This window comes from Streptomyces sp. NPDC037273, from assembly GCF_055603625.1.
The window spans coordinates 533,260-546,445 of the sequence record NZ_JBVJVO010000002.1 but is presented as its reverse complement, the minus strand read 5'-3'; the positions used below and the strand labels follow the sequence as shown (position 1 = coordinate 546,445).

11 protein-coding genes, 1 tRNA gene and 1 pseudogene are annotated in these 13,186 nt (G+C 67.5%); 8 read left to right on the top strand and 5 right to left on the bottom strand.

Annotated features, from left to right (window positions below; all coding sequences use genetic code 11):
* Window positions 1–83 precede the first annotated feature (83 nt).
* Window positions 84–1,292, bottom strand: coding sequence for an acyl-CoA dehydrogenase family protein (locus ACZ7G1_RS07675; RefSeq protein ID WP_470873730.1), 1,209 nt, complete (start codon window positions 1,290–1,292; stop codon window positions 84–86).
* A gap of 581 nt (window positions 1,293–1,873) precedes the next feature.
* Here ACZ7G1_RS07675 and ACZ7G1_RS07670 point away from each other — a divergent pair.
* A tRNA-Pro gene (locus tag ACZ7G1_RS07670) sits at window positions 1,874–1,947 on the top strand.
* 98 nt (window positions 1,948–2,045) lie between these two features.
* On the opposite strand, the gene ACZ7G1_RS07665 is transcribed toward ACZ7G1_RS07670, so the two are convergent.
* Window positions 2,046–3,263 carry a tyrosine-type recombinase/integrase gene (locus ACZ7G1_RS07665; RefSeq protein WP_470873731.1) on the bottom strand — a complete coding sequence of 406 codons (1,218 nt, stop codon included), beginning with the start codon at window positions 3,261–3,263 and terminating at the stop codon, window positions 2,046–2,048.
* Between the two features lie 756 nt (window positions 3,264–4,019).
* Between ACZ7G1_RS07665 and ACZ7G1_RS07660 the strand changes: the two genes are divergently transcribed.
* From ACZ7G1_RS07660 to ACZ7G1_RS07650, 3 genes are all read left to right on the top strand, one after another.
* Window positions 4,020–4,223 carry a hypothetical protein gene (locus tag ACZ7G1_RS07660; RefSeq protein WP_470873923.1) on the top strand — a complete coding sequence of 68 codons (204 nt, stop codon included), beginning with the start codon at window positions 4,020–4,022 and terminating at the stop codon, window positions 4,221–4,223.
* A gap of 336 nt (window positions 4,224–4,559) precedes the next feature.
* On the top strand, window positions 4,560–5,087 hold the full coding sequence (locus ACZ7G1_RS07655; RefSeq protein WP_470873733.1) for a GNAT family N-acetyltransferase: 528 nt from the start codon (window positions 4,560–4,562) through the stop codon (window positions 5,085–5,087).
* A 113-nt stretch (window positions 5,088–5,200) separates the two neighbouring features.
* Window positions 5,201–5,455, top strand: a complete 255-nt coding sequence (locus ACZ7G1_RS07650; RefSeq protein WP_471204029.1) for a DUF6896 domain-containing protein — start codon at window positions 5,201–5,203, stop codon at window positions 5,453–5,455.
* Here the strand turns inward: ACZ7G1_RS07650 and ACZ7G1_RS07645 are convergent.
* Window positions 5,447–5,817, bottom strand: a pseudogene (locus ACZ7G1_RS07645) (transposase); the annotation flags it as partial. The gene ACZ7G1_RS07650 and the pseudogene ACZ7G1_RS07645 sit on opposite strands and share 9 nt — an antisense overlap.
* A gap of 203 nt (window positions 5,818–6,020) precedes the next feature.
* Here ACZ7G1_RS07645 and ACZ7G1_RS07640 point away from each other — a divergent pair.
* On the top strand, window positions 6,021–6,908 hold the full coding sequence (locus tag ACZ7G1_RS07640) for a DUF5655 domain-containing protein (RefSeq protein ID WP_470873735.1): 888 nt from the start codon (window positions 6,021–6,023) through the stop codon (window positions 6,906–6,908).
* A gap of 198 nt (window positions 6,909–7,106) precedes the next feature.
* The gene (locus tag ACZ7G1_RS07635) at window positions 7,107–8,120 is read left to right on the top strand and encodes a TIGR03842 family LLM class F420-dependent oxidoreductase (RefSeq protein ID WP_470873736.1); all 1,014 of its coding nucleotides are present in this window, start codon (window positions 7,107–7,109) and stop codon (window positions 8,118–8,120) included.
* A 769-nt stretch (window positions 8,121–8,889) separates the two neighbouring features.
* Here ACZ7G1_RS07635 and ACZ7G1_RS07630 read toward each other — a convergent pair.
* Together ACZ7G1_RS07630 and ACZ7G1_RS07625 are read right to left on the bottom strand one after the other, a co-directional pair.
* The gene (locus ACZ7G1_RS07630; RefSeq protein ID WP_470873737.1) at window positions 8,890–9,174 is read right to left on the bottom strand and encodes a YciI family protein; all 285 of its coding nucleotides are present in this window, start codon (window positions 9,172–9,174) and stop codon (window positions 8,890–8,892) included.
* 8 nt (window positions 9,175–9,182) lie between these two features.
* Window positions 9,183–9,749, bottom strand: a complete 567-nt coding sequence (locus tag ACZ7G1_RS07625) for a TetR/AcrR family transcriptional regulator (protein ID WP_470873739.1) — start codon at window positions 9,747–9,749, stop codon at window positions 9,183–9,185.
* Between the two features lie 160 nt (window positions 9,750–9,909).
* Here ACZ7G1_RS07625 and ACZ7G1_RS07620 point away from each other — a divergent pair, with 160 nt between their 5' ends.
* Together ACZ7G1_RS07620 and ACZ7G1_RS07615 are read left to right on the top strand one after the other, a co-directional pair.
* On the top strand, window positions 9,910–11,046 hold the full coding sequence (locus ACZ7G1_RS07620) for an alkene reductase (protein WP_470873740.1): 1,137 nt from the start codon (window positions 9,910–9,912) through the stop codon (window positions 11,044–11,046).
* A gap of 664 nt (window positions 11,047–11,710) precedes the next feature.
* Window positions 11,711–13,120 carry a vanadium-dependent haloperoxidase gene (locus ACZ7G1_RS07615; protein WP_470873742.1) on the top strand — a complete coding sequence of 470 codons (1,410 nt, stop codon included), beginning with the start codon at window positions 11,711–11,713 and terminating at the stop codon, window positions 13,118–13,120.
* The last annotated feature ends 66 nt before the right edge of the window (window positions 13,121–13,186 follow it).

Genomic DNA, 13,186 nt, shown 5'->3' with positions numbered 1-13,186 from the left:
CGACGAGCGTCGTACCGGGGCTCCGGCATGTCGGGCGGGTGGGAGAGGGACGTCTCGGCCGCTGTGTGGGGGGCTCCTGTCGGTCAGGCGTGGGCCGGTTCGAGGTCGGGGGTGCGGACCAGTTCGGAGAGGCGCTCGGACCAGCTGCCCTTGTCCTGGCCCAGGGCGACCTCGGCCAGGCGGAGGAGCTGGATGTCGGAGGTGCCGGCGGGGGCGAAGATGTGGTGCGCGTCCCGCAGGTAGCGCTCGATGGCCCGGTCCGTGAAGAGCCCGGCGGCGGCGTGGATCTCCATGGCGTTGCGGCCGGAGTCGATCGCCGACTCGACGTTGACGAGCTTGGCGTTCATCAGCTCGGCGTCGCAGGAGCGTCCCTGGTCGAGCAGGTGCACGGCGTGGTACGCCGCCAGCCGGGCGGTCATCAGCCGGGACTGCATCTGGCCCAGCTTCAGCTTGACCGTCGGCAGGTCGTGGAGCGGCTTGCCGTAGCGGATGCGCTCGGAGGCGAAGCGGGTGGTCTCCTCCAGGATCGCCTGGTGGATGCCGAGGGAGACGGCGGTGAGGTTGGCCCTGCCGTAGAGGACGCTGGAGGAGTACGCGACGGCCAGGCCGTCCCCTTCGTCGCCGAGGCGGTTGGCGGCCGGCACCCGGCAGTTCTCGAAGATCAGCTCGCCGAAGCTGAAGCCGTGGAGTCCCATCGCCGGCTGCTGCGGACCGGTCCTGAACCCGGGGCGATCGGATTCGACCAGGAAGGCGGTGAGTCCCTTCGATCCAGGACCGGTTCTGACCACGACGCCGTGCAGATCGCCCACGTGGCTGTTGCCGACGAAGACCTTGCTGCCGTTCAGGATGTAGTCGTCGCCGTCCCGTACCGCGCTGGCGCTCATGCCGAGGACATGGCCACCGGACTCGGGCTCGGTGACCGCGATGGTCGGCAGGCACTCACCGGCGGCGACGGCCGGCAGCCAGGTCTTGCGCTGCTCGTCGCTGCCGAAGTGGACGATCTTCGCGGTGCCCAGCTGCGAGGCCTGGACCATGGCGCCCATGGCGCCGCTGACCCGGGAGAGCTCCTCGATGATGATGGTCTTGGCCAGGTGGCCGGCCCCCATGCCGCCGTACTCCTGGCTGATTGTCGCGCCCAGCCAGCCCTGTTCGGCGATGCGCCGGGACAGTTCGTGGTGGACCGTGCGCGAGGCCTCCATCTCGGCTATCCGTGGCCGAACCTCACGCTCTGCGAAGTCGCGGACCGTCTCCCTGAGTTGATGATGAAGGCGGCTGCTGAAGTAGCTGTCCATCCGAGTCCCTCCCGCGAAGCTCCTGATCGGCGATTCGACCGAACAGGTGGTGCATCGGCAGTGGCCCCGTCCCGAACAGGCCGACCACTTCATGGTGTTGATCTTTCCGGGGTGGAGCAATATCGCCACGATTTTTGGCCGAAACCGGAACGGTTGACGTTTGTTTCTGACTGTGTTTCGCGTGCTCTTGGCCTGCTCGGTCCGATCCCCGGTCCCTTCCCCGTGGGCATCTTTCTGCCACATGCCAACGGCAACGAACTCTCGGGCATATGGCCTCGACCCTCCCCGCTTCACCACATCAGCCTCTTCATCACCAAAGGGGCGTCATTACGGATCCCTCCCTCCCGCCCTCCCGCCCAGGTGGCGAGCCCCTCCGACCCGCCCGACCCCCCTCCCCACGCCCCGCCAGGGGGCGCGCGGGCGCACGCCTCGGCGCATCAGCGCGTCACACAGAGTGAGCACTCCCCACCCCGCGCACCCCCTCCCCAGTGCGCCACGAAAGCCGTTCGTGACCACCCGGGAAAGTGCGGTATTGTTCTCATGCGCGTTCGGCCAGGGGAAACCCCAGGTCAGACGGGCAACGGGACGTGGCGCAGCTTGGTAGCGCACTTGACTGGGGGTCAAGGGGTCGCAGGTTCAAATCCTGTCGTCCCGACTCGAAAGAGTCGCAGGTCGGAGGCCGTTTCAGAGAGATCTGATACGGCCTCTGACTCGTTTTTGGGGACCACTTGGGGACCAACTCGCCTTGACCGGTCAACGGGCGACCGCGATCGGGCTCGGTAGGGACCGCGGCGCGCGGAGCACGCTGAGGTGTGCCGAGAGTGCGGCGCCGGCGGCGGTGATCTTGTGTACGTCGGGGTGCAGGTATCGCTGCGTGGTGGTCAGTGAGCCATGGCCGGCGATCTTGCGGAGGACGTGCACCTGGACCCCGGCGTCGGCGAACCAGGTGAGTCCGGTGTGCCGGAGGTCGTGGCGGCGAAGGTGTTCATAGCCGAGCTTCGTGACGACTTCGTCCCAGTGGGTCGCGTCGCGCAGGACGGCGGTGGAGATGCGGCCGCCTCGGGGACCGGTGAACATGCGCGCGTCGGGATCGGGGCCGGCGGCCAGGATGCGCTGCGCGACGAGCGGGCGAATCTCTTCGATGATGGGCACCTGGCGGGCCCGCTTGCCCTTCGTCCCCTTGTCCACGAGGCCGCCGGGAGCGGGCGTGGTCTGGCGCCGGACGGTCCAGATCCAGTTGGTGGTGTCGATGTCCCCGACCCGGCAGCCGGAGACCTCGCCGATGCGCGCGGCCGTACACGCTGCAAAGAGGACGACCTCGCCCCAGCCCCGGTACTCGCCGTGGGACGCGGCCACGAGCGCGTCAGCCAGCTCGGCGAGCGTTTCCCAGTCGGGCAGGGCCAGCGCTCGCGGATCGAGGAGCTCGTCCTCGGCCTGCTTGTAGAGCTTCTGCCAGCCCGTCACGCGGGCCGGGTTGACCTTGATGATGCCGTCTCGGACCGCCTGCTCCATGACGCGGACCAGGACGGCGATGGTGTTCTTGACGGTCGAGCGGCCGTGCTCATCGGCGATCCAGTTCTGGACGGTTCGGTCGATGGCCCCGTTGGTGATCATCCGGACCGGCAGGTGCCCGAGGGCTGGCACCACGCGTACTCGCCATCCTGAGAGATAGGGGTCGCGGGTCTTCAATTCCAGTCCGCGTAGGGCAAGTTCCATGTTCGTGTCGCCGTAGTCGGCGAGCTTCATGGTGGCCACGGATGGGGCAAGGCCGGCCTCGGCGGCCTCGATGATGGTCTGGATCCACGCCTGAGCCTCTTCCTCGCTGTCCTTCCCCTCGGATACGGATTTCCGGCGCTTGGTCGTGGGGTCGAACCAGCGGACGCGAGCACGGTACGGGTTCGCTCTATTGGGCCTGTATTCGACGTCCGTGGAGAGGCGTACGCCAACAGGGACGGTTTCTATGTGGGGCATTCGTCCTTCCGGTCGGGGGTGGTACGGCGGGTGTGCAGCCATTCCTCGATGTCGGTGGCGCCGTACAGAATGACGCGCTCGGACACGGAGACGAATGGAGGACCTTGGGGAGGCTGTGCGGTGCGCCATCGGCGCAGGGTTGACGCGTCGACGCGGAGCTGGGCTGCGAGTTCCGTCGTCGTGTACCAGCCGTCGTCGAGGAGTCGCGGCAGGGTATGAGGCTCGCCGTGGCGCTGTGGACCGACGGCGGATGGTGCTGGAACGTTTCTTGTCGTGGTCCTCCCGCAGTCGGACAGGGTGGGTACGGGCTCGAGTGGCATAGGGGGTTGACCTCCGGGGATCACGGAACACTAGACGGCTTGGCGCGAGAGTCCAGCGAATGGAGTCGGCGTTCGCGAACGGAGAACGAACTCGTCGAGTGCGTGTGTAGCGCGGGGGTTCTCCGCTGTGTCGATCCGTGGTGGTTGGGGTGGGCGGGATGCGGTAATCATCCACACGATTCCCGGTTCACCTAACCGGGATTTTGCTGCTATGTTTCGCGCCCGCTGCGGAGGTGTGGCAAGAGAAGTGCGTGCAGGGTTGGAGTCGAAACGGGGTCCGTCGCTGACTGGACCGCCGCCCCGGCTGCCCGGTGGCAGCCGGGTCCAAAGCAGGCACGGCCGGGAGGCTAGGGCGGAGAAGGGCGGGATTCAGCCCGTCTCGGCGCGCGACGAGGACACTGAGAGCGAACCGGCTGACGGTGTCGGGGCCGGTCGGGTGGAAGACGCCGGTCACATCGCTCAGCGCAAGCTCCGATACGGGTGGACCTTCGACTCCGCCGTGCTGTGGCAGGAGCCCTTCCTCATCTGCAGCCAGGTCCTCGCCAACATGACCAAGGTCCCCATCGGCTCCATGGTGACGAACCCAGGGCACAGACGTTCGTGCCACGCGGTGCTGGTGGAGTTCCGCTTCAACGTGTAGCGGGTGCTATGTCACCATGCTGCCGATCTAGCAAACGTGCAGGTCAGATGAGGCTCGGCTCTTCGGAGTCGAGCCCCTTTGGTTTTCCCGTGCTGGGATGGTGCTGGGATAGCTGACCCCTCATCTCCTGTCGTCACCCCTGCTCATCCCTACCGCGCTGGGTTCGTGCTGGGATGCTGGGCACGCGGGCTCAGACCGGTGAACGGGGCTGTCCAGGTCGGGTCCGACGCCGTGATCACAGCAGTCACACGGAGATCATCTCCTGGCCCGGGAGGTTCGCGTGATGTCGCGCAGAATTCGATGGTGCGGCACGGCTCTGGCGTCAAGATTCACCTGATGCATGAAGTGAAGCTGTCCGACGGGATCATCACCCTGTCCCCTCTGCGCCTGGACGATGTGGGGGCGCACCTCTCGGGGGAGGGCGAACTACTCGTTCGTTGGCTCAACGGCGGTCCCGGCACGCGGGAGGGCACCGAAGCGTACTTCCGGCACTGTCGGGAGCAGTGGGGCACCGCCGGGCCGCTCCGCGCGTTCGGCATCCGGATGGGTGCTGACGAGGTGCTCGCGGGCACGATCGACTTGAGGTTCGCAGGAGAAGGTCTGGCGCCCGGTCAGGTGAATGTCGCCTACGGCCTCTATCCGTCCTGTCGGGGGCGTGGCCTGGCGACCCGCGCGGTCCTGTTGGCGTCCCGATACGCGGCGAGTGCAGGTGGGGCGGAGGCGGTCATCCAGGTGGAGCCCGAGAATCCCGCATCTGCCGCAGTCGCGCAGCGGGCAGGGTTCACCCCCGGCAAGCCGACGCACGGCAAGGACGGCACACGCTTCGACTGGTACACACGGGACCTGCACGCCGCCGTCCGGTGACGACCAACGCCACGGGGCAGCCCTTACTGATCGTTTCAGAATGCCGTTCTGCGGAGACGCTGGCGACCCATGGAACAATCCCTTCAGTTACGGGCTCAGGGGGATGACGCCGTATGGAACGGGTTGGGGCTGCACGGGAACTCGTGCTTGGTTACGTCCACGCTCTGAACGCGGTTGGCGAGGCCATGAGGGCGGCGATCCGCTCGCTTGAGCGACTCGCAGATGTCGTCAACCTGGTCCGTTCGCGCCGGATCATCGGCCGGAGCGGGCACGTCGGCACGTACGCGTACAAGGTCCATGGAGCTGGGTGTCGCTTCGTGAGCGACAACGGCACCGAGGTCGATGTGGACTTCGCAGCCGACGGGTGAGGGGCCGACGTGATCCCCCCTTTGAGAGCCCGGACGTGCGATCCGTCCACGGAGCAGTCATCCAGGTCCAGCAGACCGGCGCGGCGCAGCTCGGTCAGCAGGGCGGCGTGCAGGCGTGGCCAGACGCCGGCCTCGGTCCAGTTCCGCAGCCTGCGCCAGGCCGTCACTCCGGAGCAGCCCACGGTCTCGGCCGGGACATCCTGCCAGGCGACACCAGTCCGCAGGACGTACAGGACGTCGGCGAGAGCCGCCCGGTTCGGAACGCGAAGCCGCCCGGGATGCCGGCGGCGGCGTTCGGGAGCAGGCGGCAGCAACGGGGCCACCCGCTCCCACAGATCGTCAGGAACAAGATCAGCACGCATCCGGACACCCTGCCGACCAAGATCGTCGAGGACAAGACCTGCGGCTCAACTCATTCTGAAACGATCAGTTAGGCACTCGGAGAGACGGTCTGCGGTGTGGAGGTCGATCTGGAGTCGCTCTCTGGTCACCGCTGTGCGCAGTGCGCCTCTCCTGCGGAAATAGGTGAGGCCCGTGCGGCGTTAACGGTGGTCCATCAGAGGGGGTGCCGGAACTGAGGTTGTTTCAGCTGTCGAGCGGTGGAGCGAATGAGATCGCTCCGAGGCTCGCTGATACAGAGGCGTCCGTGCAGCGGCTTGTTGAGGCCAACATGCAGGCATTGCTCGGCGTGACCTTCCTTGCGTCTGAGTACAGCACGGGGCCGGTGCACGCGGGCCGAATCGACTCGCTCGGGCTGGACGCGAACGGTGCGCCTGTCGTGGTCGAATACAAGCGCGGACTGGACCCGGGTGTCATTAACCAGGGGCTGTTCTACTTGAGCTGGCTGGTTGACCATCGAAGTGAGTTCGAGCACCTGGTCCGCGATCAGCTCGGGGGAATGGTCGCGGCCCAGGTGCTCTGGAGCGGACCTCGGCTGATCTGTGTCGCCGGCGATTACACCCGTTACGACCTCCATGCCGTACGCGAGCACCGGCGCAGCATCGACCTCGTCCGCTACCGATTCTTCGGCGCGGATCTGATTGGGCTTGAGACCTTGGCGACGGCCTCGGGGCTGCCCGAGTCTGGAGGTGTGAAGCGGCGCTCCAGGGCGGACCGGCCTGAGGAGGCCGGACGTCAGCGGATCGCGGAGTTGGCAGCGGCGATTGATGAAGTCCTTCTTGGCCTCGGTGACGGAATCACCAAGGTGCAGCGTAGGCAGTACAGCGCGTACAGGCTGCTGCAGAATTTCGCGAGCGTCTGTCCGCCCCAGCACACCAAGGTGCACGTGTACCTGTCCCAGGACCCTACGCAGGTTGACCTTGTTCCCGGTTTCACCAGGAACGTGACGGGAGTGGGTCACCATGGAACAGGTGACTTGGAGATTCGCCTGCGGAGTGAGAAGGACTTGGAACGTGCCCAGGACCTCTTCCGCGCGAGCTATGCGGCGGCGTGAGGGCCCGGCGAGACGCGAATGTAGTGCGCCCCGTGGTGGTGTGAATTTTCGTCCTCTCACGGGGCGAGGTCGTCGTCGACCAGCGCAAGTAGGTGGGCCACGCCGGCCACGGCACCTTCGTGCCGCGTTCAATCTGCCAGTACCTGGGCTGAACCACCCCAGGACCTCACCACACCGAATCGAACTTGGAAGTCCCGCGTGGACTTCGGACTCGTCCTGCAGACCGACCCGCCAGCCTCGCAGGTCGTCGGCCTGATGCGCCGGGCGCAGCGCAACGGCTTCCGCTACGGCTGGACCTTCGACTCCGCCGTGCTCTGGCAGGAACCCTTCGTCATCTACAGCCAGATCCTCGAACACACGACGAAGCTGCACGTCGGTCCGATGGTCACCAACCCCGGCACCCGCACCTGGGAGGTCACCGCCTCCACCTTCGCCACCCTCAACGACATGTACGGCAACCGCACCGTCTGCGGCATCGGCCGTGGCGACTCCGCCATGCGCGTCGCCGGCCGCAAGCCCAACACCCTCGCCCGCCTCGGCGAGGCCATCGAGGTCATCCGCGACCTGGCGGAAGGCCGCGAGGCCGAGGTCGACGGCAGCCCGATCCGGATCCCGTGGGTGAAGAACGGCAGGCTGCTGGTGTGGATGGCGGCGTACGGACCGAAGGCCCTCGCCCTCGCCGGGCAGAAGGCCGACGGCTTCATCCTCCAGCTCGCCGACCCGTTCCTCACCGAGTGGATGGGCAAGGCGGTTCGGGAGGCCGGCCGCGACCCCGACGCCCTCACCATCTGCGTTGCCGCCCCGGCGTACGTCACGTCCGACGACTCGCCCGAGGCCCTCGCCCACGCCCGCGACCAGTGCCGCTGGTTCGGCGGCATGGTCGGCAACCACCTCGCCGACCTGGTCTCCAAGTACGGCGAGCACTCGGACATGGTGCCGGAGGAGCTGACCGCGTACATCAAGGACCGGCAGGGCTACGACTACTCCCACCACGGCCGCGCCGACAACCCCGACACCGTCTTCGTCCCCGACGAGATCGTCGACCGGTTCTGCCTCCTCGGCCCCGCCGCCGCCCACATCGAGAAGCTGAAGCACCTGCGCGAGCTGGGCGTCCACCAGTTCGTGGTCTACGACATGCACGACAACCGCGCAGGGACCATCGACGCCTACGGCACCGACATCATCCCCGCCCTCCGCTCGCGAAGCGCCTAGTGTTCTCGTGGGTCTGCTGTCCGCGATCGCTGCGACTCATGTCGGTGCAGGCGTACCGCCGTGCGTCGCGTGTTGGAGGGGAGCGGGCTTCGGCGTGGCCGGCGGTATGGGCCTCGGCGTCCTCGCCCTTGCTCTCTGGCGGCCGAGACGCGAGCCGCCTCCCAACCCAGTGAAGTCAAGAGGGCTGGCGGTTGTGTGCGCGGCGGTTAGGCCGCCAGGGTTGGGCGATGAGGATGGAGCCTGCCGCATCCCCGAAGACCGGATCACCGTCGCCGCCGGACCGAACAGCAGGCCCCGCAAGACGCTCGATTGGGAAACACCGGCTGAGCGTCTGTCTGCACGGCTCAAGGCCCAATAGAGCCGGTCGCCGGCTTCCGTCGGCACACGGCACGAGGAGCGGTGAATGTACCTACAAGGCTGGTCGGCACCTGTGTCACGCGAACGACCACGCTTCCCACCGCAAGGTCCGCGCCGGCGTCGAGCACGCCGTCGCACACATGAAGACGGGCTCACTGCACGCGCCGGCGGGGGAGTCACCCGGCTCGCCCGGGCGCACCGCGATTGCCGCAGGGGCGTTCGGTATCGGTGTACACCGGGTCCGGTGGGTGGCTTCACCAGGAGACCAGAGCCAGCTGACGCCGTACTCCGACAACAGGCGCTGGTCGTCACCGACGGGGAAGCCCCGCTCGGTGTTGTCGTAGGAGCGGTCCTCCGGGGCGGCGCTGCTCCACGGGTAGCGCGGCTCGTCGGCGGGGCCGAGGACCGGCTGTCACAGCAGGAAGCTCAGCCGCTCGTCCGTCGTGTTCGGCGTGACCTCGATGATCTCCGCCGTGACGACGTCCTGGGCGACGAATGGGTCCTCGTCGACGCGCTTGCGCAGTTCATCGGGCGAGGTGTTGTGGGCGAGGACCGCGCCGCCGAGGCCGGGCTGGATGCTGCCGACCAGGAGGAAGACGCCTTCGTCCAGGCCGCGCTTGATCCACTCCTGGTGGTGGACCATGTGCTGGGCGGCGGCCGCCTTGTTGTGGGAGAACCGGAGTAGGACCACGAACATGCTTTCTCTCATTTCTCGTAGGTGTGCAGCCACTCGCGCATCTGGTCGACTTCGCGCTGGATGAACGCCTCGTCGTGGAAGGCGTTGGCCATGACAGCGACGCCCTGGCTGAAAGCGAGAACGTGCATGGCCAGCTCGTCGGCCTGCTTGGCATGCCCCAGGAGTGCGAATTGCTCGCGCAGCCAGGTACGGAACAGGGTGAACAAGCGCCCGGCCTGGCCGAGCATGGCGTGCTCCAGCTTGGCCAGCTCGGTGGTCAGGGTGCCCACGGGGCAGCCGAAGTCCTGGATGTCGGCGCGGTTGGTCAGCACGATCTCGACGTACCGCATGATCCGGCCGGCCGGGGTGGACGCCTCGGAATCCCACTGCTGCAGCATCTGCCGGGTGTCGGCGAGACGGGCGTCGATCACCGCGTCGAGGATCGCGTCCTTGGACTTGAAGTGGTAGTAGAAGTTGCCCCGCGACAGGCCGACGGTTCCGGCGATGTCCGCGAAAGAGGTGTGCTCGTAACCTTGGTGGTAGAAGAGCCGGTCGGCAGCCGCCACGATCTGTTCCCGGGTTGTAGCGGCAGCCATGGTGAGCCCCTTTCAGTGGGTAGGACGGGCGACCTAAGGGCACAACCTAGGTCGCCCGTCCTAGATCGTCAAGCCGTTGACACCGTCGAGATCCTCGGCCTAGCGTGACGGCCCCTAGGACGACTGTCCTACGACGTTCGCTGCAACGCTGGAGCCCTGCATGAACCTCGATCTGTTCGCGCCGTTCGACCTGGGCGGTCTCACGCTGGCCAACCGGATGGTGATGGCGCCGATGACCCGCAACCGAGCCGACGCCGACGGCTGCGTTCCCTCGTTGATGGTCGACCATTACCGTCAGCGCGCCACCGCGGGGTTGATCGTTGCTGAGTCCACCACCGTCTCCCCGCAAGCGATCGGCTACCCCTGCACGCCTGGCCTGTACACCGCCGCTCAAGCGGCGAGCTGGCGGCGTCTTACTGACGCGGTCCATGCGGAGGGTGGGCGCATCTTCGTTCAGTTGCAGCACTGCGGCCGCGTCTCCCACCCGAGCTTGTTGGACGGGCAGGTGCCCGTCGCCCCCTCGGCGCTCGCACCCGCCGGCCGGGCCGTCACCTACGTCGGCCCGCAGGACTTCGTGACACCCCGAGCACTCGACGCCGGCGAGCTGCCGGACATCCTCGACCAGTTCCGCCACGCGGCCAGGCTGGCGGAGCAGGCAGGCTTCGACGGCATCGAGGTCCACGCCGGCAACGGCTACTTGATCGACCAGTTCCTGCGCGATGAGAGCAACCTCCGCACGGACGCGTACGGCGGTAGCGCGGCCAACCGTATGCGCCTGCTGAACGAGGTGCTGGACGCTGTATGCGAGCAGTGGGCCGCTGAGCGGGTGGGCGTGCGGCTGACACCGGAGAACGGCTTCAACTCGATGTCTGACTCCGACCCGCAGGGTCACTTCGAGTACTTCCTCGGGCAGCTGAGCCCGCGCGGGCTGGCCTACGTGCACGTCTTTGAGGGCGGCATGGCGACGACGGCCGTCGCCCTCGACTACCGCGCGCTGCGGAAGCGGTTCGATGGCCCGTACATCGCCAACAACGGCTACGGCCACACCCGAGCCCAGGCAGCGGTGCATGCCGGCGATGCCGACCTGGTCGCTTTTGGCACGCCGTTCATCGCCAACCCGGACTTGGTCCGCCGCTACCGGGAGAACCTGCCGCTGGCCGTAGCCGACCCCTCCACGTTCTACGGCGGAGGAGAGGCCGGCTACACGGACTACCCGTCCTACCAGGATGACGCACCCCAGACCCTCACCCCCATGCCGCAGGCCGATGCCCAGACCGTGGCCAGGTCTGCAGGCTGATCGACCCCAGGCCGGTTCCTGACGATCAGTCCTCGCGCTTTGTCGTCCTCGTCGGCGGCCTGCGCCGAGTTTCGAAGGGCTCGGCGCCTGCGGCCGGCCGGGCCAGAGGCCCGAAGGTGCCGGGCCCGAGTCCTGCAACACCAGCTCGCCGGAAGCCCGCGGCGACTTCTGTGTCCGCATCTTGCCCTCACCTTCAGCAGGGGTCCGGCAGCCGCTAGGAGGCCCTGGGCGGCTATGCCGCCCGTTCGCGGTGTCCGACTGGGGGTGAGGGTCGTCGGCTTCCCGCCATCCGATCACTTCGACCGGCCGGGCGTGCCGTTCCTTCAGCAGGGGGTGACCAGCCAATGGCCCAAGATCGTGTCGCCGCCGGTAACGGCTGGCGGAGCAGGTCTGGTCGGCCCATTCGGGACGTCCCTGTCAGGCCGGTGCCGGGCACGGTCCAGTAGGTGGTCACGCGTCGCCCGTAGAGCTCGCGTCCGAAGCCTGCCTGTCCGGCGGCTCGGGAGTCACGGGAGCACGTCTGGCAATCCGTTTCGGTCATGTACACACGCGGGGTCGGCCATTCCGCGTCGGTATGGACCATTCCCCCGCACAGGACGCGCCATGATCTCGCGCGCCACCGGAGGTGTGGTGATCAGCCGACATGATCACAAGGAGCGTCATCATGGCCCCTACCCCGCGACGCCGGTTCAGAGCCCTGGCGGTTGCCGCCGTCCTGGCAGCCGCCGGGACGCTGCTGTCCACCTCGCCGCAGCCCGCACAGGCGGCTCTACCGCCGCAGACGATCAAGGACCCGGTCCACTACTGGAACGACGTCCTGCTGAACGTGGTTCGGCGTGAGGGCGGCGGTCCCGGTCCGATGTCCCGAGCCGCGGCCATGCTGAACGCCGCGATCTACGATGCCGAGAGCTCCTACCAGCTCAAGTGGAAGGGCCGGATCACCTCCGAACCGTACATTCACGCCGAGAAGTACGCCGGCTGGTTCGAGGGGCCGGATGAGGAGGAACGGGTCGTCGGGCGGACGGCTTACAACATCCTGCTCAAGCTGTACGGGAAGAGCCAGACGGCCTACCTCGACGCCCGCTTTCGGGAGCGCTTCGGCACCGAGCCCACCGAGTTCGACCTCCTCGACGCGACCGTCGTCAACAAGATGGTGACGCAGATGACGGACGCACGGAACGGCGACGGTTCGGACGACGACCGCGTCTACGTGGCCGACAACGTGCCCGGCGCATGGCGGCCGACGAGCTACCCGGACATGCAGGACCCCGATTGCACGCAGGCGAGCCAGGCGGTCACGCCGTACTGGGGCCGGGTCAAGCCCTTCGCCCTCACTACCGGATCGCAGTTCCGCCCGCCGACGCCGGGGCTCTTCGCCTCGTACGACCAGCTGGTGGCGAGCGAGGCGTACAAGGCACAGGTGGAGGCCGCTCGTTCTGCCGGCGCCGACAAGGCGACCGCGAAGACCCCCGTGATCAACCGCACCACCGACCAGGAGGCCGCCGCCTGGTTCTGGGCCAATGACAACAACGGTACTTACAAGCCCCCAGGTCAGCTGCTCCAGGCAACCCGGGAGATCGCCACCACACGCGGCCTGACCACCTACGAGAACGCGAAGCTCTTCGCCCTCGTCTCCATCGCCATGGCCGACGCCGGGATCGCCGTCCGCGACGTGAAGTTCCTGACCCCCATCGACCTGTGGCGTCCCGTCTCCGCAATCCGCGAGGGCGGCCTCGACCCCGAGTGGAAGCCGCTGCTGAAGAACGCCGCCGGTGTCAACGTCACGCCCTGCTTCCCGGCCTGGGCATCGGGCCACGCCACCTTCGGTGCGGCGTGGGCCGGCATTATGAAGCGGTACTTCGGCTCGGACGGCATCGCCTTCGACATGACCACCGACGAGCCACGTTCGCCGGTCAAGTCCCGCCACTTCACGAGCTTCGGTGCGGCCGCGCGCGAGGACGCGTACAGCAGGGTCTGGCTCGGCGTGCACTTCCCGTGGGACGCCGAGGACGGTCTCACGCTCGGCGAGAAGATCGCGAACCACGTCTTCACCACGAGGCTGCGCGCGCTCTGAGCGGTTGTATGCGCCCCGGCCCGGTGTCGTGAGCCCTTCGGCATCGGGCCGGGGCTGTCCGGCGAG

Bases quoted from the DNA above. Each gene is read 5' to 3' on its own strand.
- ACZ7G1_RS07675 (WP_470873730.1), bottom strand. From the start codon at position 1,292: ATGGACAGCTACTTCAGCAGCCGCCTTCATCATCAACTCAGGGAGACG.
- ACZ7G1_RS07665 (WP_470873731.1), bottom strand. From the start codon at position 3,263: ATGCCCCACATAGAAACCGTCCCTGTTGGCGTACGCCTCTCCACGGAC.
- ACZ7G1_RS07655 (WP_470873733.1), top strand. From the start codon at position 4,560: ATGCATGAAGTGAAGCTGTCCGACGGGATCATCACCCTGTCCCCTCTG.
- ACZ7G1_RS07650 (WP_471204029.1), top strand. From the start codon at position 5,201: ATGGAACGGGTTGGGGCTGCACGGGAACTCGTGCTTGGTTACGTCCAC.
- ACZ7G1_RS07630 (WP_470873737.1), bottom strand. From the start codon at position 9,174: ATGTTCGTGGTCCTACTCCGGTTCTCCCACAACAAGGCGGCCGCCGCC.
- ACZ7G1_RS07625 (WP_470873739.1), bottom strand. From the start codon at position 9,749: ATGGCTGCCGCTACAACCCGGGAACAGATCGTGGCGGCTGCCGACCGG.
- ACZ7G1_RS07620 (WP_470873740.1), top strand. From the start codon at position 9,910: ATGAACCTCGATCTGTTCGCGCCGTTCGACCTGGGCGGTCTCACGCTG.
- ACZ7G1_RS07615 (WP_470873742.1), top strand. From the start codon at position 11,711: ATGGCCCCTACCCCGCGACGCCGGTTCAGAGCCCTGGCGGTTGCCGCC.